Genomic DNA, 20,508 nt, shown 5'->3' on the forward strand with positions numbered 1-20,508 from the left:
CTGACCGCCTTCGCGCGGATCGGTCGCACATGCAGTGGGCGCGCACCCTGTCCAGGAGGCCGCCCCGAACGCAAGCGCAGGTGCCCCACCCCTCCGAGCCACCCGGGCACTGCCGTCAGCCCCGCTCGCGCCCCGACCCGACCTGTGCCAATGCCCCGCCCAGCTGCAGCGCCGCGGCCACATTGCGGGCGGCGATGCGCACGTTGCTGGCGGCTTCGGCCAGCGCCTGCTCCACCGTGCAGGCGCGATGCACCACCGCAAACATCGCGTCGATGCCGTGCCCATGCAGCAGCGCGGCGCCGTTGCCCAGGCAACCGGCGATGGCGATCACCGGTTTGGCATGCCGTTGCGCCACCCGCGCCACGCCGACCGGGGTCTTGCCATGCAGGCTCTGGCTGTCGAGGCGGCCTTCGCCGGTGATGACCAGATCGGCCTGGGCGACCAGCGCGTCCAGCCCGAGCGCCTGGGCGACGATCTCCACCCCGGGCCGCAGCTGCGCGCCCAGATACGCCACCAGGGCCGCGCCCAGGCCGCCGGCCGCGCCGCCGCCGGGCAACGCGTGCAACCGCACACCCAGGTCGCGCTGCAGCAGGTCGGCGTAGTGCTGCAGGTTGCGATCGAGCTGGCGCACCATGCTGGGGGTGGCACCCTTCTGCGGGCCGAATACCGCCGAGGCGCCGGTCGGCCCGATCAGCGGGTTGTCCACATCGCAGGCCACTTCGAACTGGCAGTCCTGCAGCCGCCGGTCCAGGTCCTGGGTATCGATCCGCGCCAGCGTCGCCAGCGCGCCGCCACCGGGGCCGATCGACTCGCCCTGCGCATCCAGCAGCCGCACGCCCAGCGCCTGCGCCAGGCCGGCGCCGCCGTCGTTGGTGGCGCTGCCGCCGATGCCGATGATGAAGCGCCGCGCGCCGGCATCCAGCGCGGCCAGGATCAACTCGCCCACGCCCGCGGTACTGGTGCGCAGCGGCGCGCGCTCGGCCGGCGGCACCAGGGCCAGGCCGCTGGCGGCGGCCATTTCGATCACCGCGGTACGGCCGTCGCCGGTCAGGCCGAAGAACGCCTGCACCGGGGTGCCGAGCGGGCCGCTGACCGTGCAGTCGATCACCCGCCCGCCGGTGGCCGCCACCAGCGCATCGACCGTGCCTTCGCCGCCATCGGCGACCGGCACCTTGCGGTACTGCCAGTCGGGGAACACCTCGCGGAAACCGGCCTCGATCTGGGTGGCGACCTCCAGCGCGGACAGGCTTTCCTTGTAGGAATCGGGGGCGATGACGATCTTCATGGGCACACTCGCTGGGACGGACGCATCACTGGTTCACCGCGCGTGCCGGCACCCGCAGCACCAGCGCGGCGCCCAGCAGCATGGCCCCGGCCAGCACATACAGCGCCAGCTCGGTGCTGTGGGTGGCGTCCTTGATCCAGCCCACCAGGTACGGGCTGACGAAGCCGGCGACCTGGCCGGTGGAGTTGATCAGCGCCAGCCCACCAGCCGCGGCGGCGGCGGTGAGAAAGCCGTTGGTCAGCGGCCAGAACAGCGGCAAGCCGCTGACCGCCCCCATCGTGGCCAGGGTCATGCCGAACACCGCCAGGCCCAGGTTGTCGGTGACGCGGGCGGCGATGCACAGGCCGGCCGCGCCCATCAGCAACGGAATCACCAAGTGCCAGCGACGCTCGCCGCGACGGTCGGCCGAACGGCCCATCAGCACCATGAACACCGCCGCGGCCAGGTACGGGATCGCGCTCATCAGACCGATGCGGATCGGGTCGGTGACACCGCTGCCCTGGATGATCGACGGCAGCCAGAAGTTGATCGCATACACCCCGCTCTGGATGCAGAAGTACACCGTGCCCAGCAGCCACACCGCCGGATTGCGCAGCACTGCGCCCAGCGAGGTGGACGCGCCGGCCGGCTTGCCTGCTTCGTCCTCGGCCAGCACGCGTGCCAAGGCCTGTTTTTCCTGCGGGTTGAGCCAGCTGGCCTGTTGCACGCCGTCGCTGAGCAGGAACCACACCCCGATGCCCAGCAACACGGTCGGCAGGCCCTGCAACAGGAACATCCATTGCCAGCCGGCCAGGCCGCCCTGCCCGGCCGAGAAGTGATCCAGGATCCAGCCGGACAACGGCCCGCCCAGCACCCCGGAGATCGGGATCGCCGACATGAACACGGTCATGACCCGGCCATGCCGGGCACGCGGGAACCAGCGGGTCAGGTACAGCACGATGCCGGGAAAGAAGCCCGCCTCGGCCGCACCGGTGAGCAGGCGCAGGGTGTAGAACCCGGCCGGGGTGCGCACGAACAGCAGGCAGGTGGAGAGCAGGCCCCAGCTGACCATCATGATCGCCACCCAGCGCCGGGCACCGATGCGCTGCAGGATCAGATTGCTCGGCACCCCGCAGGCCAGGTAACCGATGAAGAAAATGCCCGCGCCCAGCCCGTACACGGTCTCGCTCATGCCCAGGTCGCCCAGCATCTGCAGCTTGGCAAAGCCCACGTTGACCCGGTCCAGGTAATTGAACAGGTAGCAGACGAACAGGAACGGGATCAGCCGCCACAGGATCTTGCGGTAGGTCGGACCCATGTCATCGGAGGGCGGCAGGGGCCGGGTGGCTTGGGTCATCGCACGCTCCAGCAGTCGGAAGGCCAGCCGGTGCGCAGTGCGGCAGCACCGACACCAGGCAGGTGGTCGACGCATTCTAGATTGAGCGTTTTCCCGGAATCATCGTCAGGGTGTTGCCTGTCTGCGGGCTGACACGCGCAAATTTTCGTGCAAATGCCCAAATCAACTGCAACCGCTCCCGGCGTGTGCCGGGTTCGGAACGCAACAGCCACCATGCTGTTGGTGCAGGGCTGGCCGCCCCGATGCAGCGACGGCGCCCCGTGACCCACCGCTTGGCTGACACCTAGCGGCGCACTCCGCGCGCCCCAACCAGCCCATCCGGCGAAGGAGCCCGCGGCAGCAACGCTGCCTCTACCCCAGCCCTGCACCCACAACCAAGCCGGCGGCCAGCACCCAGCCCCACACGACACACCGCCTCGGCTTTGCGAATCCCGATTCCCGAATCCCGAATCCCTGGTCCCCCAGCACTACCTCCCCACTCCCGATTCCCGTTTCCCGGCCGCATACGCCTGCGCCTGGCCCATCACCCGCAACAGGTTGCCGCCCCAGATGCCGGCGATCTGCTGCTCGGTGTAGCCCTTGCGCAACAGCCACGCGGTGATGCGCGGCAGGTCGGAGACATCTTCCAGGCCCACCACCCCGCCACCGCCGTCCCAATCCATGCCGATGCCCACGTGCTCGGGCCCGACCACTGCCAATAAGTGCTCAAGATGCGCGAAGAAGTCTTCTTCGGTGGCGCGCTTGATCGGGTAGCGCGCATCCAGCTCCTTCAGCGCGGCGCTGAGCTTGGTACCGTCGGCGATCTTGACGTGCTCCCAGCCGCCGTATTGGTCGGTGAGCGCCTTCTCGGCGGCCTTGCGCTCGGGGCTGGCGCCGCTGTCCACCAGGTAGCCGCCGTAGGAATTGACCTGGATCACCCCGCCATGCGCGGCCAGCACCTTCAGGCGCGCATCGTCGATATTGCGCGGGTGGTTGTAGACCGCGCGCGCACCGCTGTGCGAGAGCACGATCGGCACCGGCGACAGCGCGATCAACTGGTCGAACACCGCATCGGAGGCATGCGATTGATCGATCACGATGCCCAACGCCTGCGCCTGTTGCACCAGCTGTTTGCCGGCCGGGCTCAGGCCGTTCCACTCCGCGCCCTTGGGGTCGGTGGCCGAGTCGGCGAACTCGTTGTTGAGAAAGTGCACGGTGCTCATCAAGCGCAGCCCCTGCGCGTAATAGAAGCGCAGCAAGGTGGGGTCGGCTACCAGCGGGCTGGCGTTTTCCATGCTGATGTACACCACGCGCTTGCCGGCGGCCTTGATGCGCGCGGCGTCGGCCGGCGTGGTGGCCAGTGCAAAACGCTGCGGTTGCGCGGCCACCAATGTGTGGATCTTCAGCAGGCGCTGCAGACCGGCATCGCGATCGTCCAGGTGCGCGGCTGCACTGCGATCGCCCTGCCCGGTGTAGACCGCCCAGAACCCACCATCCAGCGCGCCTTCGACCATGCGCGGGTAATCCACCTGGGACAGGCGGTTGCCGGCATGCGCCTGCAAGACGTCGAAGTCGGCGCGTTCCAGATTGGCAGGCGTGTCCAGATGCGAATCCAGCGTGACCAGGCGTTTCTGCAGGGCAGTCGCGCGCGCCAGTTCGGCCTTGGAAAACTCCAGCGCATGTGCGGGCAGCGCAGCGGCCAGCAACAACGTGGCAGACAGGCAAAGCGAACGCAGGTGCATGCGATCTCACAGGCAGTGGGGGTGAGCCGATCATAGCGGCTGGCTACACGCACTGCGGCCACACGTGGGACGCTGCAGCGCTGCGGTCGATCCGCACGGCGTGGCGTGCGATACGCGCGCTGCAAGCGCAGTTCTGCGGCGATGCCGATGGCGTGCGCACGCGCGATGCTGTTGAGCGACGCCGCCATGCCGGCAACCACGGCGCGGGCGGCCGCTCGTCGTTGCAGATCGGTTTGATCTGCCTGGCAGCGCGCGCAAACCGCCACGCGCGCTGCATCGCTCAGTCGTCCAGTTCTGCCAGACGCGCGCGCACGCTGTCCACATCGATGTGTTCGCGCACATGCGGCCACTGCCGCGCCCACACCGAACGGAACACGATCCACGCACCGAACACGCCCAGACAGGTCGAGCCCAGCGCCAGCAGCAACGGGTGCAGCGGCGAACCGTCGCCGGTCTGGAACAGATACATGAAAGCCCCGGAAAACAGCAGCCAGACGCCGAACACCGGCCAGTTGCTGGCCAGCAGGCTGGCATTGGGCCGCTCGATCTGCCGCAGCAAGCGGCGCAGGGCCTTGCGTTCGTCTTCGTCGCTGGAGGTCATCGGCTGCCCGCTCCTGGTTGCATGTCTGCGTTGACCTACTGCTGGCCGGCGATGGCATCGCGCCGCGAAAGACGCTGCCTGCCACACGGCAGCGGGCGTCTTTCGCCGCAACGCGCTGCTACATCACCCGGCAGAACACCGCTTTCAGATAGCGCGATTCCTGCACGTGCGCCATGAACGGATGATCGGGACCGGCCCCGGCCACCTTCAGGATCTGAATGGTGCGCCCGGAGAAATACGACGCGCGCCGCAGCATGTCCAGGAACTCCTGCTCGGCGACCAGACCGGTGCACGAGAAGGTGGCGAACAGGCCGCCCGGCTTGACCACGCCCAAGGCCAGCTTGTTCATGTCCAGGTATTTCTTCAGCGCCGGAATCACCTGATCGCGGTCGCGGGTCATCTTGGCCGGATCCAGGATCACCACATCGAACTGCTCGCCGCGGTTGGCCGCATCGCGCAGCCACGGAAAGATGTCGGCCTGCACGAACTTGGGCCGCACGTTATTGAGCTTGGCGTTGCCCTTGGCAATGGCAATCACGTCTTCGTCGATGTCCACGCCCAGCACTTCGGCCGCACCGCGCGCGGCGGCATACACCGCAAAGCCGCCGGTGTTGCAGCACAGGTCCAGCACGCTCTTGCCTTCGACCTGCTCGCTCAGCCACTGGCGGTTGTCGCGCTGGTCGGCGAAAAAACCGGTCTTGTGCGCACCGGCCGGGTCGGCGCGGAACTTGATGCCGTGCTCGGTGATCACCGCCGCTTCGGTGGTGGTGTTGCTGTGGAAATCGAAGCTTTCCTGCTTTTGCACATGTTCGTCGGCAAAGCTGTGGAAGCGGCAGCCCTGGAACTGTTCGCGCAGCGCCTCGTAGATCCATTCGCGATGACGGAACATGCCGGCGGCGAAGAACTCCACCACCACCAGGTCGCCGTAGCGGTCCACCACCAGGCCGGACAGGCCATCGCCTTCGCTGTGCGCCACGCGCCAGGCGTCGGACACGCCATCGAGCTTGAGCCAGTCGCGGCGCAGGCTCACTGCCGCGGCGATCTTGCGCGAGAACCAGCCCGCATCCACCGGCACCGACTGGTCGGTTTCCAGGATGCGCACGGCAATGCGCGAATGGCCGTTGTAGAAGCCGCGGCCAATCCATTCCCCATCCACGCCGACCACATCGACGATGGTGCCGGGCTTGGGCTTAGCGGCGGGCTTTTCCACCAGCTTCTGGAAGATCCACGGGTGGCTGGAGCGCCAGGCATTCTTGAGACGGACGACGGGGACTGGAATATTCATCGGCCCATTGTATCCGGCTGGATTGACGTGCCTGCGCCGTGCACGCAGAATCGGGCGCAGAAGGGGAGTAGCTCCCAGCGTTGTCGCCGTCATTACGAGCCCGCCATGTGCAGCGCTCCGGTGCAACGGCAACCGGCCCGGCCGGTTGCGAGCGAGACCTTCGCCGCGCAGGCGAAGGTCCGTCACCCGGAATCCACGATTTCCGTGTCACAAGGCCTCAGCCCGCCGGCTGTCCAGGCCGCTTTCACTTTTTTCGGGATTCTTATGCAAACCATTGGCAACGTGTGGTTATGGGGTGGCTTCGCGGTGGTGGTGATCGCCGCGCTGCTGATCGATCTGGTGCTGATGCGCCACGGCGGCGCCCACAAGGTCACCTTCAAGGAGGCCACCTGGTGGAGCATCGGTTGGGTGCTGCTGGCGCTGGCCTTCAATGCCGGGCTGTGGTGGTACCTGCAAGGCAGCGTCGGCGACGTCCAGGCCGACCAGATCGGGCTGCAGTTCCTCACCGGCTACCTGGTGGAAAAATCCCTGGCGGTCGACAACATCTTCGTCTTCCTGATGGTGATGACCTACTTCGGCGTGCCCGAAGAACAGCGCCAGCGCGTGCTGATCATCGGCGTGCTGGGCGCGATCGTGCTGCGCGCGATCATGATCTTTGCCGGCTCGATGCTGCTGGCCAAGTTCCATTGGCTGCTCTACGTGTTCGGTGCGTTCCTGCTGCTGACCGGCATCAAGATGTGGTTCTCCGCCGGCAAGGAGCCGGATCTGGAAGCCAACCCGGTGCTGCGCTGGATGCGCGGGCACCTGCGCCTGAGCCCGCAGTACCACGGCAACCTGCTCAGCGTGATCAAGGACGGCAAGCGCTGGTTTACGCCGCTGTTCGTGGTGCTGATTTTGATCGCGGTGATCGATGTGATCTTCGCGGTGGACAGCATCCCGGCGATCTTCGCGATCACCACCGACCCGTTCATCGTGCTCACCTCCAACGTGTTCGCGGTGCTGGGCCTGCGCGCGATGTTCTTCCTGCTGGCCGGCATGGCCGACCGCTTCCACCTGCTGCCCTACGGCCTGGCGGTGATCCTGGTGTTCATCGGCATCAAGATGATGATCATCGATCTGTACAAGATCCCGGTGCTGGTGTCGCTGGGCGTGGTGGTTGCGATCCTGGTGGCGACCATCGTGCTGAGCCTGCTGCGCCCGCCCAGGCCGGCCGGGCACTGAGGGGCCGGGATTGGTGGTTCGGGAATCGGGAATCGTGGCGCAGCCTGCACTGCTGGCAACCATGCGCACCGACCATCTCGACAGGTCCTTGCCCGCCCACCGTCGCGGGACCTTGAGCGGCATGGATGCCGCGCCAGAGCTTACAAGGACGTACTTGCAGCGTGTCCCGCGATGGTGGGCGGGCAAGGGCCCTGCAGCCAAGCTGCAGATCGGCCGGAAGTGGACTTTGCAGATGGCAGATGGCGCGGCACGTGCGGTGCCGCGCCTCATCCACTTGCGTCATGCGCGGCAGACGACGCCAGGATTCGGCGGCGGGATTGGATTATCCCGCCGCCGGGCCTGCTTATCCCGAGTTTGAGAGGCTTGTAAAAAAACCCGCGCGACGCCATCCGTGAAGGTATGACACCGCATCCTGTTGCCGCCGCCGACACCACCGCCCAAGCTCGCCTGGATCGTTCCCGGGTCTTGCGCGCCTTCAATGTGAGCCTGGCCGCCGTGCTGCTGCTGGTGGCGGTGTTCACCGCCCAGGGCATGTTCGACTGGCGCGCCTGGGCGGTGGCACCGCTGCAGGCCGACGGCCTGCGCGGCATCCTCACCGCACCGCTGCTGCATGGTTCGCTGGCCCACCTGGGCGCCAACGCCGCGGCGCTGCTGATCCTGGGCACGCTGGCCGGCAGCGTGTATCCGCGTGCCACCGTCATGGCGCTGCCGCTGTTGTGGCTGGGCTCGGGCCTGGGCGCATGGCTGCTGGGCGAACCCGGCAGCCGGCATCTGGGCGCCAGCGGCGTGACCCACGGGCTGATGTTCCTGGTGTTTGTGCTGGGCCTGCTGCGCCGCGACCGCCCCGCGATCGCCACCAGCATGATCGCCTTCCTGTTCTACGGCGGCATGCTGATGACCATCCTGCCGCACGAAGCCGGCGTGTCCTGGCAATCGCATCTGGGCGGTGCGGTGGCCGGCCTGATCGCCGCCCTGCTGCTGCGCCTGCGCGACCCGCAACAGGCCAAGCCGCGCTACAGCTGGGAAGACGAGGACGAAGACGCTGCCTGGGAGGTGAGCAACTCCGAACACGCGATGCTGGAACCGCCACCGCCGCGTCAGGTGCCGGTGCTGTGGCAGCGCCAGGACGATGGCTCGCAGAGCGTGGTGCTGCATTTCCCGCCGCGCGAACGGCCGCCGGGTACCTGAGACGGATCAGGCAACCACGACTCGGTCGATCGCGCTGCGCTGCCCTGCGTGGGCGCGTGCCTGCGCGCGACGGGCTGTACCGCTAGAGCCCGTCGCGCTCTGGCGCGCTCCTACAGATGCTGATTAGCGCGAGGTGTGCCCGCTCAATGCGCGCCGCGCCAGGCCCGGGTCGTCGGCAAAGAACGCATCGATGCCCGCATCCAGATACGCCTTCAACTCGACCAACGCGCCGGCGTCGTTGCGCTCGGTCACCGCGCCGCCGCTGCGGTTGTTGGCGGCCAGAAAATAATTTTCCGGACGGAACGTATACGGCTGCACCTGCAACCCCGCCGCATGCGCGTCGTGCACCAGGCTGGTGGGCGCGCCCAAACGTTGCTGCGCATCCAGCGGGATGATGCTGCGGATGTCGGGGCCGATCGCATCGGCATAGCGTGCGACCTGCTTCAGGCCGTCGGGCGTGATCATCTGCCCGTAGGTCTTCGGCGCATCGCCCGTGCCGGCATCGGGCAGCGCCATCTGCGCGCCCCCGAGCAACTGCAGCAGGCCGATGTTGCTGGTGCGCCCGATCTTGTCGCGCAGATAGCGCAGGTTGCCGGTCTCGAACGACTGGATGATCACCGGCGCAGTCCGGGTATAGGCATGCGCCTGCAAGGTGGCCAGCACCTTGTCTTCCATCGGCAGGCCCAGCGCCTTGAAATAGCTGGGATGCTTGATCTCCGGAATCAGCCCGATCGTGCGGCCGGTCGCGGCAGATTCGGCCGCAACGAAATCGATGATCTCGTCCAAGGTCACGATCTGGAACTGGCCATCCCAGCGCGTGCCACGCAACTGCGGCAAGCGCTCGCGTGCGCGCAAGGTCTTCAATTCGGCCAGCGTAAAGTCCTCGGTGAACCAGCCGTCCATTGCCTGGCCATCGATGGTCTTGCGGGTCTTGCGCGCAGCGAATTCCGGGTGGCTGGCCACATCGGTGGTGCCGCCGATCTCGTTCTCGTGCCGCGCGATCAGTACGCCATCCTTGGTGGACACCAGATCCGGCTCGACAAAATCGGCGCCATCGACAATGGCTTTGGCATAGGAGGCCAGGGTGTGTTCCGGACGCAGCGCACTGGCGCCGCGGTGCGCAAAGATCTGCACCGTCTTGGCCAGCGGCGCTTCGGCAACTGCCGGGCCGTTCATGCCAACCATCATCGCTCCCACCAACCAGATACGACCGAACTGCATCATGCATCTCTCCAACGAAAAACAGGTACCGAATCGACGCCTGACCGCCGGGCGAGTCTGGTCGATAGGCGGCGCGGGAGGTACGACTGTACATCCCGCTTCCGCTGCATCGTCAGCACCCGCCGGAACATCACTCGCGACGTCTTGTTCGCCAGCCTAAAACTGTCTGCGTCGATGGAAACCGGAATTCGGTAAGCAACCGCAAGACCGGCTCTTATGATTCCCAATCCCGATTCCCCTCCTCAGAACTTCGCATCCAGCGTCAAGAACACCTGCCGCGGCGCACTGGCATGGAAGGCCAGCTGGCGGCCGTTGGGATCGCTATTGGCGAAGGCCGTCAGGTTGGAGGCGTAACGCTTGTCGGTGAGGTTGGTGACATTGAGCGAAAGCTTGAGCCCCTGCAGCACGCCAACCTGGCCGAAGTCATAACCACCGCCCGCATCGAAGGCGGTGTAGCCGCCGAAGCCCTGGTCGTTGGTATAGGTGTAGTAGCGCTGGCCGGTGTACTTGCCGCGCAGGTTGAGATTCCACGGCCCGTAATTGAAGGCCAGTTCGCTGGCGAACATGCGCTTGGGCGTGTCGACGGTGTATTTGCCGGCGGTGGGAATCACCACGCCGTTCTGCACGTAGTTGTCGTCGTAGGTCGAACGGTTGATCGAGGCCGAGTTGTACCACTGCAGGTAGCTGGTCGGCTTCCAGATCACCGTCAGTTCGCCGCCGCGGCTGCTCACCGAGCCCACGTTGAAGAAGCGCGTGGTGCATGCGGGCGTGGTGCCCTGCTGGATGCTGGCGCAGGGGTTGAGCGAAAGCAGGCGGTTATCGAAGGTGACGTCGTAGCCGACCAGCGAGGCTTCGAAGCGGTCGCGCACGAAGCGATAGCCGGCTTCCAGCGTGCGCGATTTCTCCGGCTCCAATGCGCCGACGCTGGCATCGAACGAGGCCTGGGTCACCAACAACGGGCCACCGGCGCCGCCGCCCTGGAACGCGGCGATGTTTTCCGCGTACGAGGCGAACACTTCCTGGCCTTCGGCCAGGCGATAGCCCACGCCGATCTGCGGCAACACCGATTCGCTGGCCTTGAGCGAACCGGTGGCCACCGGCGCTTCCACTGCCACGCCCGGCGTCTCGCGCGCGGTCATTTCGGTGCTTGGGCTCTTGATGCCCAGGTCCAGGCTCAGACGCTCATCCAGGAACTTGAAATTGCCCTGCACGTAGAACTGCCGCGTGGTGATGATGTAGTTCTGCGAGAACAAACGGCGATTGGGATTCTGAAGGAACTTGTCGTCGCTGACCGGACCATCGATCCAGTAGAAATTGCGCTCCACATCGTGATGATTGCGCTCGTACCACAGGCCCGCTTCAAGATGATGCGGGCCAAGGTCCCAACCGAGCGAAGCGATGCCGCCGGTGCGGTTGATCCAGTAATTGGTGCTGCGGATGGAAATCGGCAATGCCTGCGGCGTACCCGGATTGGACGCCTGGCCCGGCGACCACCAGTGGCCCTGGCCCTTGTTTTCATGGTGATAGACCTGCGTGTGCAGGCTGATCGCATCGTTGGGCTGGAAATCGCCGGCCACGTAGAACAGGTCGTCATCGCGCAAGGCGCGGCTCTGGTAGTACGCATCGTCGATGTTGTCGACACCGCCGCTGAAACCGCAACGCGCGGCATTGCGCGTGGCCGGTGCGCAATACGCCGCAGCCAATGCGCGGTTCCAGTCCGGCGCGTACAGATTCCAGTCCCAGCCCAGGCCGCGCGCCATGCCGCTCTTGGACAGGTACGCATAGTCGGCCTGCGAAGTACGCGAGGTATCGGCGAATGCGGTCAGCTTGCCGCCATCGAACTGGTAAACGCCCTTGGCATTGAACTGCCGCGTGGTGGTCGGCGATTCCGGGCGCGCCCACATGTCGGCTTCGGCATCGATGCCGGACACATACGCCGAAAACCCGTTGTAATCGCCGGTATCCACGCGCAGGAAGGTGCGCCGATTGGTATCGGAGCCCACCGTCTGCGACACCTGCCCGCCGAATACGCTGGACGGATCGGCCGAGTAATACTGGATGGTGCCGCCCAGGTTGCTGGTCGACGCCGTGCCCAACGCACCGATGCCCGAGGCCAGCTCCACGCCACCGAAGTTTTCCGCAATCAATGCGCGGCTGATGTTGAGGCCGTTGTAGTTGCCATAGGCGTTGTCGCCCAGCGGCAGGCCGTCGAGCGTATAGCCCAGGCGCGTACCGTTGAAGCCGCGCAGGCTGATCGTCTGCGATTCTTCGTTGGCACCGAACGCATCGTTGGATTGCACGTTTACGCCCGGCATGCGGTTGAGCAGCTTCTGGATGCTGGTGCCCGGCGGCAGCACCGCAATGTCCTGCGGGGTGATGCGCTGCACCTGGCGGGTTTCGCCCTGGCCGATCACCGACACCGCATCGAGTTGCTGCACGGTCGCACCGGTATCGGCAGACACCTCAGGGTCGGCGGCGTAAGCGGCAGGCGCGAGCACGAGCGCGGCGAGAACGGCGGCACTTAACTGATGGGTCTTGGGCATGAGCGGCGTTGGGGACGAGTCAAAAGATGGCGGCAAGCGTGCGACAGTTGTCTTGCGTCGATGCGACCGAAACATGACAGTGCAACGACAACCGTTTCGCATCCCTGGCCGTTGCTGCGTCGCGTTGGCATGCAGCTGTCATCGAGCCGTCGTAATCTGCGGGCTCTTCCATTCGTGTTGTCTGAGGTTGCCATGTCGCAGCGCATTGCTTGCCACTCTCACCGGACGCTGGTCAGCGTTGCCATCGCCGCATTGTTGATCGGCAGCGGCATCGCAAGTGCACGGGACAAGGCAGCCGCGAAAGATTCGGTGCTCGCCACCGATGCGCATGGGTACCTGGAGAAACAACAACTGCCCGACAGCGTGCAGCTGGTGCCACCGCCACCGCAGGAGGGCAGCGCTGCGCTCGCCAACGACGAGGCAGTCGCCAAGGCCATGCTCGCCCTGCGCGGGACACCGCGCTGGGAGCTGGCCGCGCAGGACGCGGTGCTGAGCTTTCCGGCTGCGGCCACGCACTTCAGCTGCGCGCTCGGCATACAGATCGACCAGACAAGCACCCCGCATCTGATCCGTCTGCTCGAACGCAGCATGCGCGATGCCAGCACCGCGACCAGCGCCGCCAAGGCACGCTATCAACGCCCGCGTCCTTTCATGCGCAACGCGCAACCGATGTGCACCCCGGCCGATGACACGGCCCTGCGCAAGAACGGTTCCTACCCCTCCGGCCACACCGCCATCGGCTGGACCTGGGGCCTGATCCTGTCCGAAATCGCCCCCGCCCACCGCGACGCCCTGCTCGCGCGCGGCCGCGCCTTCGGCGACAGCCGCCTGGTCTGCAACGTGCACTGGCAGAGCGATGTCACCCAGGGCCGCGTGGTAGGCGCTGCCACGGTCGCCGCATTGCACGCCAATCCTGCGTTCGAAAAAGACCTGGCCGCCGCACGCCGCGAGATCGAACAGGCGCAGGCCAAGCAGCCGGCTGCGTCCTCGGTGGCTGCGTGCAACGCGGAAAACCAAGCGCTAGGGACCGCATTGCCTGGGGTGCTGTAGTCCACCGCAAGCGCATGGCCGATGCGCCTGCGGTGCTCGGACGATGTGCGAGAGGTTGCGCCCGCATCGCCGTCCACGCAGATGATGTGCGGCGGCAGCTGCGTCTGGGTGCGGCCCGGTTCCGACGGTTCCCGCGCGCCTCATCGCGCTGGGCATCGCCGCATCACTTGCCGATGCAAAAACTCGAGAAGATCTTGCCGAGCAGGTCATCGGCACTGAGCTTTCCGGTGATCTCGCCGAGTGCTTCATGCGCCAGGCGCAGTTCTTCGGCAGCCAGTTCCAGCTGCTCGAAACCCAGTTCCAGATCGGCAGCGTCCACGTGTTGTTCGGCGCGACGCAGCGCCTGCACATGCCGCGTGCGGGCAGAGAATTCGCCCTCGACGCTGTCCACGCCATCGCCGAGCGCAAGCGCGCGCAGGCGGATGTGCAATTGCTCCAGTCCTTGTCCGGTCACGGCAGAGACAGCGATCGCATCGGCATCGAGCGATGCGGCATTGCCGAGCAGATCGCATTTGTTGTGGATCCACAGCTGACGCGGCACGGCATCGATGGCATCGCCAATGGCATCGCGGGCGGCCTGCGGGTCGCGTGCATCCAGCACCACCAGTGCCAGGTCCGCGCGCTCCAGCTCGGCGCGTGCACGGCGCATGCCTTCGCGTTCGATCGCATCGCCGCCATCGCGCAGGCCGGCGGTATCGACCAGGGTCAACTCGAAGCCGTCGAGCTGGATGGCTTCGTGCAAGGTGTCGCGGGTGGTGCCGGCGACATCGGTGACGATCGCCCGGTCGCTACCGGCCAGCGCATTGAGCAAGGAACTCTTGCCGGCGTTGGGCGGACCGATCAACACCGCATGCAGGCCGTCGCGCAACTTGCGTCCGCGTTCGGCATCGCGCAGCAGCTGGGCGAGCACGTTGCGCGCCTGACCCAGACCATCGCGTAGTTGGTTGCCGCCCAAGGTGTCGAGCGGCTCGTCGGCAAAGTCGATGGCCGCTTCCACGTGGATACGCAGGCGGGTCAGGGTGTCCGCCACCGCATCGACCCGTCGCGAAAACACCCCGTCCAGTGCGCGCCGCGCGGCGCGTGCCGCCCGCAGGTCGCCGGCTGCGATCAGGTCGGCGATCGCTTCGGCCTGCGCAAGATCGAGCTTGCCGTTGAGAAATGCACGCTCACTGAATTCACCGGCGCGTGCCTGGCGGGCACCCAGTTCGATGCAACGGGCAACCAGTTGCCGCAACAGCACCGGGCTGCCATGGCCTTGCAGCTCGACGACGTCTTCGCCGGTAAAGCTGTGCGGCGCGTTGAACCACAGCGCAATGCCATCGTCGATGATGGCGCCCTGCCCGTCGCGAAAACGCGCGTAGTGCGCATGCCGCGGCTGCATCCGCGCAATTCCCAGTTGCGCTGCGATCTGCACCGACTGCGCCCCGGACAGGCGCACGATGCCCACGCCGCCGATTCCGGCAGCACTGGCGATGGCAACGATGGTCGAAGCGGAAGACGACATGGGCACTGCTCTACGTGGATTGAAAAAGGACACCTGTAGTTTAAACGGCGCAGTCAACAACGCCGACCCACATATTTGCGGGCACTTTTGAATCACCTCCCATGACGACATCCGCGCTGTCTGGCGTCTGCACGCCATGTCGTGTCGCGCGTCCGGTCACAACGATTGCAGCTGTGCGCGCGCCTGCTCGGCACCACTGCCTTGCGGCTGCAATTCCAGGTAGGTGGCATAGGCCTTGCGCGCCTTGTCGCGATCGCCTGCCTTGGCATATGCATCGCCGAGATTGAGATAGGCCACCGCGCGCGAGGGATCGATCTTCAAGGTATTTTCCAGCCAGCGCGCCGATTCGGCAAAGCGCCCCTGACGGTAATACACAAAGCCCAGGTTGTTGGCCGCCAGCGCGAAATCCGGACGCAGCTTCAGTGCCTCGGCAAATTGCTCGGCCGCATCGGCATAGCGCTTTTCCTTGTACAACTGCAGGCCGCGTTCGTTGGCCAGTTGTGCACGTTGGCGATCGCTGCTCTTCGCTGCGGTGGGCAACACCAGCGTGACCTGGCCACCTTGCAGTGTCTTCACCGTCACCGGCACTGCAGCCACTGCCACACCGGCTGCGGCCGGCACAGGGCGCGCTGCGTCCACGCGTGAGTTGAGCGCAATCGCATCGGCCGACAGCTGCGCGGTCTGCGCAGTGAGAAATTCTTCGCCGCTGGGAACCTGGAACACGAATTCGCCGCCTTGCGAACCGGGCAGGCTGCCGAAGGCCGGCGTCTGCGCCGAGACTGCCGACACCGCGGGCGCCACGTACGCGGCCAGTTCGGTTCCGGTGATCAAGCCATCGCCATTGAGGTCGCCCTTGCCAGCCAATGCCTGCAACAGCACCCAGGTGAACACCGAATGCCCATTGGGCCCGCTATCGGCCACCTGTTGATCGGCGCCGCCGGCGGTGAGCATCTGGCGCGCGATGCGCCGCGCGTTCTCGCGCAGATACGCGCTGGACGTCGGCCCGCCACGCGTCAATCCCAGCCCGCTGTAGCACGCATCCATCACGAACAAGACGTGCTTGGCCTGCAGGCTTTCGGCGATGTTCTGCAAATCGCTCATTGCGATCGCATCGCTGGCCAGATGCTGCGGGTCCGAGTCGACCGGAATGATGTAACCCAGATCGCGACCGGAAGCGAGCCGTCGTGTGGCGCCATGCCCGGCAAAGAACACGAACACCCGGTCGTTGGTTTGTGCACGGCCTTCGCCGAGGCGGTCGTGGAATGCGGCCAGGATATTGTTGCGCGTGGCCTGCCCGTCCTTGAGCACGATCACTTGCGAGGACGGAAACCCCAACGGCCCGGTCAGGGTACTGGCAATCGCCTGCGCATCGTTGGCCGCATATTCCAGCTTGGGCCAATGCGCGTAGTCGTCGATGCCGATCACGATCGCCCACGATTTCGCATAGCCGGTGGTCACCGTGGCATCGGCCGCCGCGCCGGGTGCGCGCGCGACCGAGAACTCGCGGCCATTCCAGCCGGCGAACTGGTAACCGTCGGCGATCAGACGATCCAGAATCTGCGGCAGCGCCTTCACTGCGCGGTCGTGGATGTCATGAAACAGCACGATGCCGCGCTGCTCCTTGTTCACTTGATCGAGCACGCGTTGCACGATGGATTCCGGCACCGGATCGGCCCAGTCCAGCGAGTCGATGTTCCACATGATCGATTTCAGGCCCGCTTCGCCCAGCAGCTGCAAGCCTTCCGCATTGCGTGCGCCATATGGAAACCGGAACAGCGGCGCGCGCTTGTCGTCCACTGCACGCAGCAAGGTGTCGGTATCCAGAACCTGGCGACGCAGTGCATCGCCGGTGGTCTTGGACAACTGTGCGTGGGTCAGGCTGTGGTTCCCCACCGCATAGCCTTCTTCCATCAGCGAATGACTGATCTTCGACAGCGGCGCAAGTTGCGGTTTGCCGTTGGCATCCATGCTGCCGAGGTTGCGTCCCACTTCGAAGAACACGCCTGGCACATCGTAGCGTTTGAGAATCGCCACGATCTCTTCGGTATAGGCCTTGTGCGGGCCATCGTCGAAGGTGAGCACCACTGTCTTGGGCGGCAGGTCGCGGCCGAACACTTCGCTGTCGCTGTCGCGCGCGGCGAACGGGTACGGCTCGACCACGCCATGGTCGCGCAGGATGTTCTCGCGCGTATAGAGCGTGCGCAACTGCGCCACGTAGTCGCCCCATTTCTCGCGCTTGGGCACGATGGCGCGGCTGCGATCGAAACGGCTGAAGATCTGCGTCAACTCCTTGTTGTAGCTGCGCTCGATCTCGTCCAGCGCCTCCAGATCCTCGCCGATGCGCTGATGCAGTTTCACCGCCGGCAATGCAGAGTCGCGGCCGATGCGCGCATGCAGATCGCGCAGCACCTCGGCAAATGCCAGGCGGTCGGCATCGAACAGATCCGACGCAGATTCCACCTCGTCCAGCACTGCGGCAATCGTCGCGAACCGGCGTGCATCCTTGGAAGCCAGAATCGTGTCCAACGATGCGGCAATGCGTTCGCGCTGCTCCAGGTTTTCATGAAACAACTGCTGGCCCACGCTGCTGGAGGTGGCGCGATCGCGTGGCGTTTGTTTGTCCTCATCGGCCAGCAGCACGATGATGCGGCGGTGCCGGTCCAGCTGTTCGCGCAGTTGAGCGATCAATGCACCGGTGGCGTTCCCGGTCTTGTCCGCCTGCGTGCCAGCGCTCGTTGCAGCCGCGGGCTTCGCAGCGCCGGCAGCATCGCTGGCGTCCTGCGTGCCGCAGCCGGCCAACGCCAGCACTCCCACGCAACTTGCGCACAGCAACAGGCGATGCAACGGCGATGTGGTCACGACGGCGTCCTTGGCGAAAGAGACAACAGGCACTCAATGCGGGCTGACATGCAGAAAGCCCGCCTTGCGGCGGGCCTTCTTGAACTTACTTGGCGTTGGCCTGGATGATCTTGCTCGGCTTCTCGCCGTGCTGGCGGATCATCCACCACTGGATCAACAGGCCCAGCCCGCCGTTGACCACCCAGTACAGCACCAGGCCGGCCGGCATGAAGGCCATCATGACGCCGAACACCAGCGGCATGAACTGCATCATCTTGGCCTGCATCGGGTCCATGCCCGGGGTCGGGGTCAGCTTCTGCGTCGCCCACATGATCGAGATGTTGAGCAGCGGCAGGATGAAGTACGGGTCGCGCGCAGTCAGATCCTGGATCCAGCCCAGCCACGGCGCCTGGCGCAGTTCCACCGACTCCACCAGCACCCAGTACAGCGCGAAGAAGATCGGCATCTGGATCAGCAGCGGCAGGCAGCCGCCCATCGGGTTGATCTTTTCCTTCTTGAACAGCTCCATCGTCGCCTGCTGGTACTTGACGCGATCGTCGCCGTAGCGCTCCTTGAGCTGCGCCAGGCGCGGCTGGAAGCGGCGCATCTTGGCACCGGACTTGTACTGGGCAGCCGACAGCGGATACAGCGCCAGGCGCAGCAGGACCACCAGGCCGATGATGGCCCAGCCCCAGTTGTGCAGGAAGCTGTGCAGATGGCTCAGCACCCAGAACAGGCCCTGGCCGATGATGGCCATGATCGAGAAGCGGCTGTAATCGACCACGCGGTCCAGGCCCTTGACGTCTTCCTTGGCGATCAGGCTGACCAGCTTCGGGCCCACCCACAGGCGCGCTTCGGTGCTGGCGGTTTGGCCAGGCGCCACGGTGAAGGCCGGGCCACGCAACTCGGCCACGTCGCGCGGGCCGTCCTGGGCCAGCACGTACAGCGAGGCCTGGTCCTTCTGCGGAATCCACGCGGTGAAGAAGTGGTGCTGCAGCAGCGCCACCCAGCCGCCGGTGATCTGGCGATTCAGGCCTCCGTCGTCCATGTAATCCTTGAACGCACGGCGCTCGTAGCCTTCCTGCGGGCTGTACCAGGTCGCGCCATTGAAGCTGAAGGAATCCGGATTGGTCATGCCGCGGCTGAGGATGGTCGGCACCCGGCTCAGCTTCCGGAACACGTAGCCGTTCCACGGCGCGCCACTCTTGTTGATCACCTCGTCCTTGATCGAGATGGCATAGCGGCCGCGCTCCAGGGTAAAGGTGCGACGGATCGAGACGCCGTCGGGGCCATTCCAGACGAACGGCACCACCAGCGTGTTCTGGCCCTTGGCCATTTCGAACGTCGTGCCCGGCTGCTCGGCGCGGAAGCCGCCTACACCCGGCACCGGCGAATGCTCGCTGGCCCAGCCGCTGGTGGCGTTATACGGGTGCGCCGGATCTTCGGTCAGCAGGCTGACCGGCGCGGTGCCGTCCTTGGTCTGCGGGAATTGCAGCAGCTCGGCATCGAGCACGCTGCGGCCATCCAGCTTCAGGCGCAGCACATCCGAGGTCAGGGTCACCACCGGCGCAGCGCCGGCTGCAGCCGGTGTTGCCGCAGTGCTGCTGGTCGCCGGCACCGTGCCCGGCGCGCCGGCCTGCGGAATGGGCTGGGCCGAAGGCACATTGGCCGCGCTCGGCGCTGCCGCATCCGGATCGCGCGCCGCCGGCACCGCCTGGGTCGCCGCGGCCACCGGCGCATTGGCAGCCGCCTTGTCCTTGCCCCACTCCATCCACAGCAACGCCGCGACCATCAGCCAGGCAAAAATCAGGAAAACACGGGTCTGGTTCATCGGGCAGCAACTCGCTCAGTCGGAACTACAGTTCCGGCTCTGTCGGGGAAGGGGAGGATGGGCGCACCGTCCTGGCGGGCGGCATTGTGCCGGGCGCAGCAGGCAGGGGCAATGCGCCGGCACGGCGCAGCAGACGCACGAAGGCATCGCGGATCTGTGGATTGGTCGCTTTTGCCGCCGCCGAGCGCGCCACGATGACGTAGTCACCACCGGCCAGCTCGGGCAATAGATGCCGCATGGCATCGCGCAGCACACGTTTGATGCGGTTACGTCCAACCGCGCGCGTATCGACCTTGCGCGACACGGCCATGCCCAGGCGCGGCGGTGTATCGCCGGTGCGCCAGTGCAGGCTTAGAAGTGGGTCCGAGGTGCGACGTGCAGTATCGAAAACGATCGTATATTGCGCACGCGTACGAACCCGCGCAGAGCGAGGAAATCGCCTGCACGGGTTCGATGCGTTCACGGTAGGGACTGCCTCGGCCGCAGGGAGCGGCGCGGCAATCAAGCGCTCAGGCGCTTGCGGCCCTTGGCGCGGCGGCGAGCCAGGATCTTGCGGCCGTCGGCGGTTGCCATACGTGCGCGGAAGCCATGGTCGCGTGCTCGCTTGAGATTGCTGGGTTGGAAAGTACGCTTGGTGGCCATGGGGCCCTCTGCATGAATGGAGATGAATAGAACCGGCAATTCTATAGGCCTGCTGCGCCGCGGGTCAACACCCTGCTTGCCTTACCGCGGAAGAGGACGGCGGCGGCCTGTGGATGGCCCTGTGAATAACTCTGGGAAAACCCTGCCCTCGGTGCTAGTCTGGTCCATCCTCTTTTCACTACCGGGCTGCGAGCACGGCGCTTTTCTGCGCCCCGCGGCCGGCAACAGATGATCACACGTTG

General features: G+C 65.9%; 15 protein-coding genes. 3 read left to right on the forward strand and 12 right to left on the reverse strand.

Going from position 1 to position 20,508, the window contains the following annotated elements; all coding sequences use genetic code 11:
* Positions 1 to 115: 115 nt before the first annotated feature.
* The 5 genes from AC1POX_RS21545 to AC1POX_RS21565 all read right to left on the reverse strand — a co-directional run bounded on the left by AC1POX_RS21545 (position 116) and on the right by AC1POX_RS21565 (position 6,228).
* Complete coding sequence (locus tag AC1POX_RS21545) at positions 116 to 1,285, reverse strand: glycerate kinase (protein ID WP_372356588.1); 1,170 nt, start codon at positions 1,283 to 1,285, stop codon at positions 116 to 118.
* Positions 1,286 to 1,310: 25 nt separating this feature from the next.
* Positions 1,311 to 2,621, reverse strand: coding sequence for an MFS transporter (locus AC1POX_RS21550; RefSeq protein ID WP_372356589.1), 1,311 nt, complete (start codon positions 2,619 to 2,621; stop codon positions 1,311 to 1,313).
* Positions 2,622 to 3,088: 467 nt separating this feature from the next.
* On the reverse strand, positions 3,089 to 4,342 hold the full coding sequence (locus AC1POX_RS21555) for a dipeptidase (protein WP_008573114.1): 1,254 nt from the start codon (positions 4,340 to 4,342) through the stop codon (positions 3,089 to 3,091).
* A 280-nt stretch (positions 4,343 to 4,622) separates the two neighbouring features.
* The gene (locus AC1POX_RS21560; protein ID WP_003482258.1) at positions 4,623 to 4,943 is read right to left on the reverse strand and encodes a hypothetical protein; all 321 of its coding nucleotides are present in this window, start codon (positions 4,941 to 4,943) and stop codon (positions 4,623 to 4,625) included.
* Positions 4,944 to 5,061: 118 nt separating this feature from the next.
* Positions 5,062 to 6,228: a class I SAM-dependent rRNA methyltransferase gene (locus tag AC1POX_RS21565; RefSeq protein ID WP_372356590.1), complete on the reverse strand. Its 1,167-nt coding sequence runs from the start codon at positions 6,226 to 6,228 to the stop codon at positions 5,062 to 5,064.
* Between the two features lie 264 nt (positions 6,229 to 6,492).
* On the opposite strand from AC1POX_RS21565, the gene AC1POX_RS21570 reads away from it, so the two are divergent.
* Positions 6,493 to 7,449 carry a TerC family protein gene (locus AC1POX_RS21570; protein WP_109290573.1) on the forward strand — a complete coding sequence of 319 codons (957 nt, stop codon included), beginning with the start codon at positions 6,493 to 6,495 and terminating at the stop codon, positions 7,447 to 7,449.
* Between the two features lie 399 nt (positions 7,450 to 7,848).
* Positions 7,849 to 8,637 carry a rhomboid family intramembrane serine protease gene (locus tag AC1POX_RS21575; RefSeq protein WP_372356591.1) on the forward strand — a complete coding sequence of 263 codons (789 nt, stop codon included), beginning with the start codon at positions 7,849 to 7,851 and terminating at the stop codon, positions 8,635 to 8,637.
* A gap of 123 nt (positions 8,638 to 8,760) precedes the next feature.
* On the opposite strand, the gene AC1POX_RS21580 is transcribed toward AC1POX_RS21575, so the two are convergent.
* Complete coding sequence (locus tag AC1POX_RS21580; protein ID WP_372356592.1) at positions 8,761 to 9,861, reverse strand: glycerophosphodiester phosphodiesterase; 1,101 nt, start codon at positions 9,859 to 9,861, stop codon at positions 8,761 to 8,763.
* Positions 9,862 to 10,100: 239 nt separating this feature from the next.
* On the reverse strand, positions 10,101 to 12,401 hold the full coding sequence (locus tag AC1POX_RS21585; RefSeq protein WP_277575529.1) for a TonB-dependent receptor: 2,301 nt from the start codon (positions 12,399 to 12,401) through the stop codon (positions 10,101 to 10,103).
* A 192-nt stretch (positions 12,402 to 12,593) separates the two neighbouring features.
* Here AC1POX_RS21585 and AC1POX_RS21590 point away from each other — a divergent pair, with 192 nt between their 5' ends.
* A complete protein-coding gene (locus tag AC1POX_RS21590) occupies positions 12,594 to 13,451 on the forward strand; it encodes an acid phosphatase (RefSeq protein ID WP_008573006.1) in 858 nt (285 codons plus the stop codon).
* A 163-nt stretch (positions 13,452 to 13,614) separates the two neighbouring features.
* Here the strand turns inward: AC1POX_RS21590 and mnmE are convergent, their stop codons facing one another.
* The 5 genes from mnmE to rpmH form a co-directional block, all read right to left on the reverse strand.
* On the reverse strand, positions 13,615 to 14,955 hold the full coding sequence (mnmE, locus tag AC1POX_RS21595) for a tRNA uridine-5-carboxymethylaminomethyl(34) synthesis GTPase MnmE (RefSeq protein ID WP_372356593.1): 1,341 nt from the start codon (positions 14,953 to 14,955) through the stop codon (positions 13,615 to 13,617).
* A 156-nt stretch (positions 14,956 to 15,111) separates the two neighbouring features.
* Positions 15,112 to 17,814 carry a polysaccharide deacetylase family protein gene (locus tag AC1POX_RS21600; protein WP_372356594.1) on the reverse strand — a complete coding sequence of 901 codons (2,703 nt, stop codon included), beginning with the start codon at positions 17,812 to 17,814 and terminating at the stop codon, positions 15,112 to 15,114.
* 85 nt (positions 17,815 to 17,899) lie between these two features.
* A complete protein-coding gene (gene yidC, locus AC1POX_RS21605) occupies positions 17,900 to 19,624 on the reverse strand; it encodes a membrane protein insertase YidC (protein ID WP_008573001.1) in 1,725 nt (574 codons plus the stop codon).
* A 25-nt stretch (positions 19,625 to 19,649) separates the two neighbouring features.
* A complete protein-coding gene (gene rnpA, locus AC1POX_RS21610) occupies positions 19,650 to 20,087 on the reverse strand; it encodes a ribonuclease P protein component (RefSeq protein ID WP_007968218.1) in 438 nt (145 codons plus the stop codon).
* Positions 20,088 to 20,125: 38 nt separating this feature from the next.
* Positions 20,126 to 20,266 carry a 50S ribosomal protein L34 gene (gene rpmH, locus AC1POX_RS21615; protein WP_002805908.1) on the reverse strand — a complete coding sequence of 47 codons (141 nt, stop codon included), beginning with the start codon at positions 20,264 to 20,266 and terminating at the stop codon, positions 20,126 to 20,128.
* Between the last annotated feature and the right edge of the window lie 242 nt (positions 20,267 to 20,508).

The organism is Xanthomonas sp. NCPPB 3442 (genome assembly GCF_056725145.1).

Coding starts and splice junctions, on each gene's coding strand:
- AC1POX_RS21580 (WP_372356592.1), bottom strand. CDS start 9,861: ATGATGCAGTTCGGTCGTATCTGGTTGGTGGGAGCGATGATGGTTGGC.
- AC1POX_RS21550 (WP_372356589.1), bottom strand. CDS start 2,621: ATGACCCAAGCCACCCGGCCCCTGCCGCCCTCCGATGACATGGGTCCG.
- yidC (WP_008573001.1), bottom strand. CDS start 19,624: ATGAACCAGACCCGTGTTTTCCTGATTTTTGCCTGGCTGATGGTCGCG.
- AC1POX_RS21575 (WP_372356591.1), top strand. CDS start 7,849: ATGACACCGCATCCTGTTGCCGCCGCCGACACCACCGCCCAAGCTCGC.
- AC1POX_RS21545 (WP_372356588.1), bottom strand. CDS start 1,285: ATGAAGATCGTCATCGCCCCCGATTCCTACAAGGAAAGCCTGTCCGCG.
- AC1POX_RS21585 (WP_277575529.1), bottom strand. CDS start 12,401: ATGCCCAAGACCCATCAGTTAAGTGCCGCCGTTCTCGCCGCGCTCGTG.
- AC1POX_RS21570 (WP_109290573.1), top strand. CDS start 6,493: ATGCAAACCATTGGCAACGTGTGGTTATGGGGTGGCTTCGCGGTGGTG.
- AC1POX_RS21555 (WP_008573114.1), bottom strand. CDS start 4,342: ATGCACCTGCGTTCGCTTTGCCTGTCTGCCACGTTGTTGCTGGCCGCT.
- mnmE (WP_372356593.1), bottom strand. CDS start 14,955: ATGTCGTCTTCCGCTTCGACCATCGTTGCCATCGCCAGTGCTGCCGGA.
- AC1POX_RS21560 (WP_003482258.1), bottom strand. CDS start 4,943: ATGACCTCCAGCGACGAAGACGAACGCAAGGCCCTGCGCCGCTTGCTG.
- AC1POX_RS21565 (WP_372356590.1), bottom strand. CDS start 6,228: ATGAATATTCCAGTCCCCGTCGTCCGTCTCAAGAATGCCTGGCGCTCC.
- rpmH (WP_002805908.1), bottom strand. CDS start 20,266: ATGGCCACCAAGCGTACTTTCCAACCCAGCAATCTCAAGCGAGCACGC.
- AC1POX_RS21590 (WP_008573006.1), top strand. CDS start 12,594: ATGTCGCAGCGCATTGCTTGCCACTCTCACCGGACGCTGGTCAGCGTT.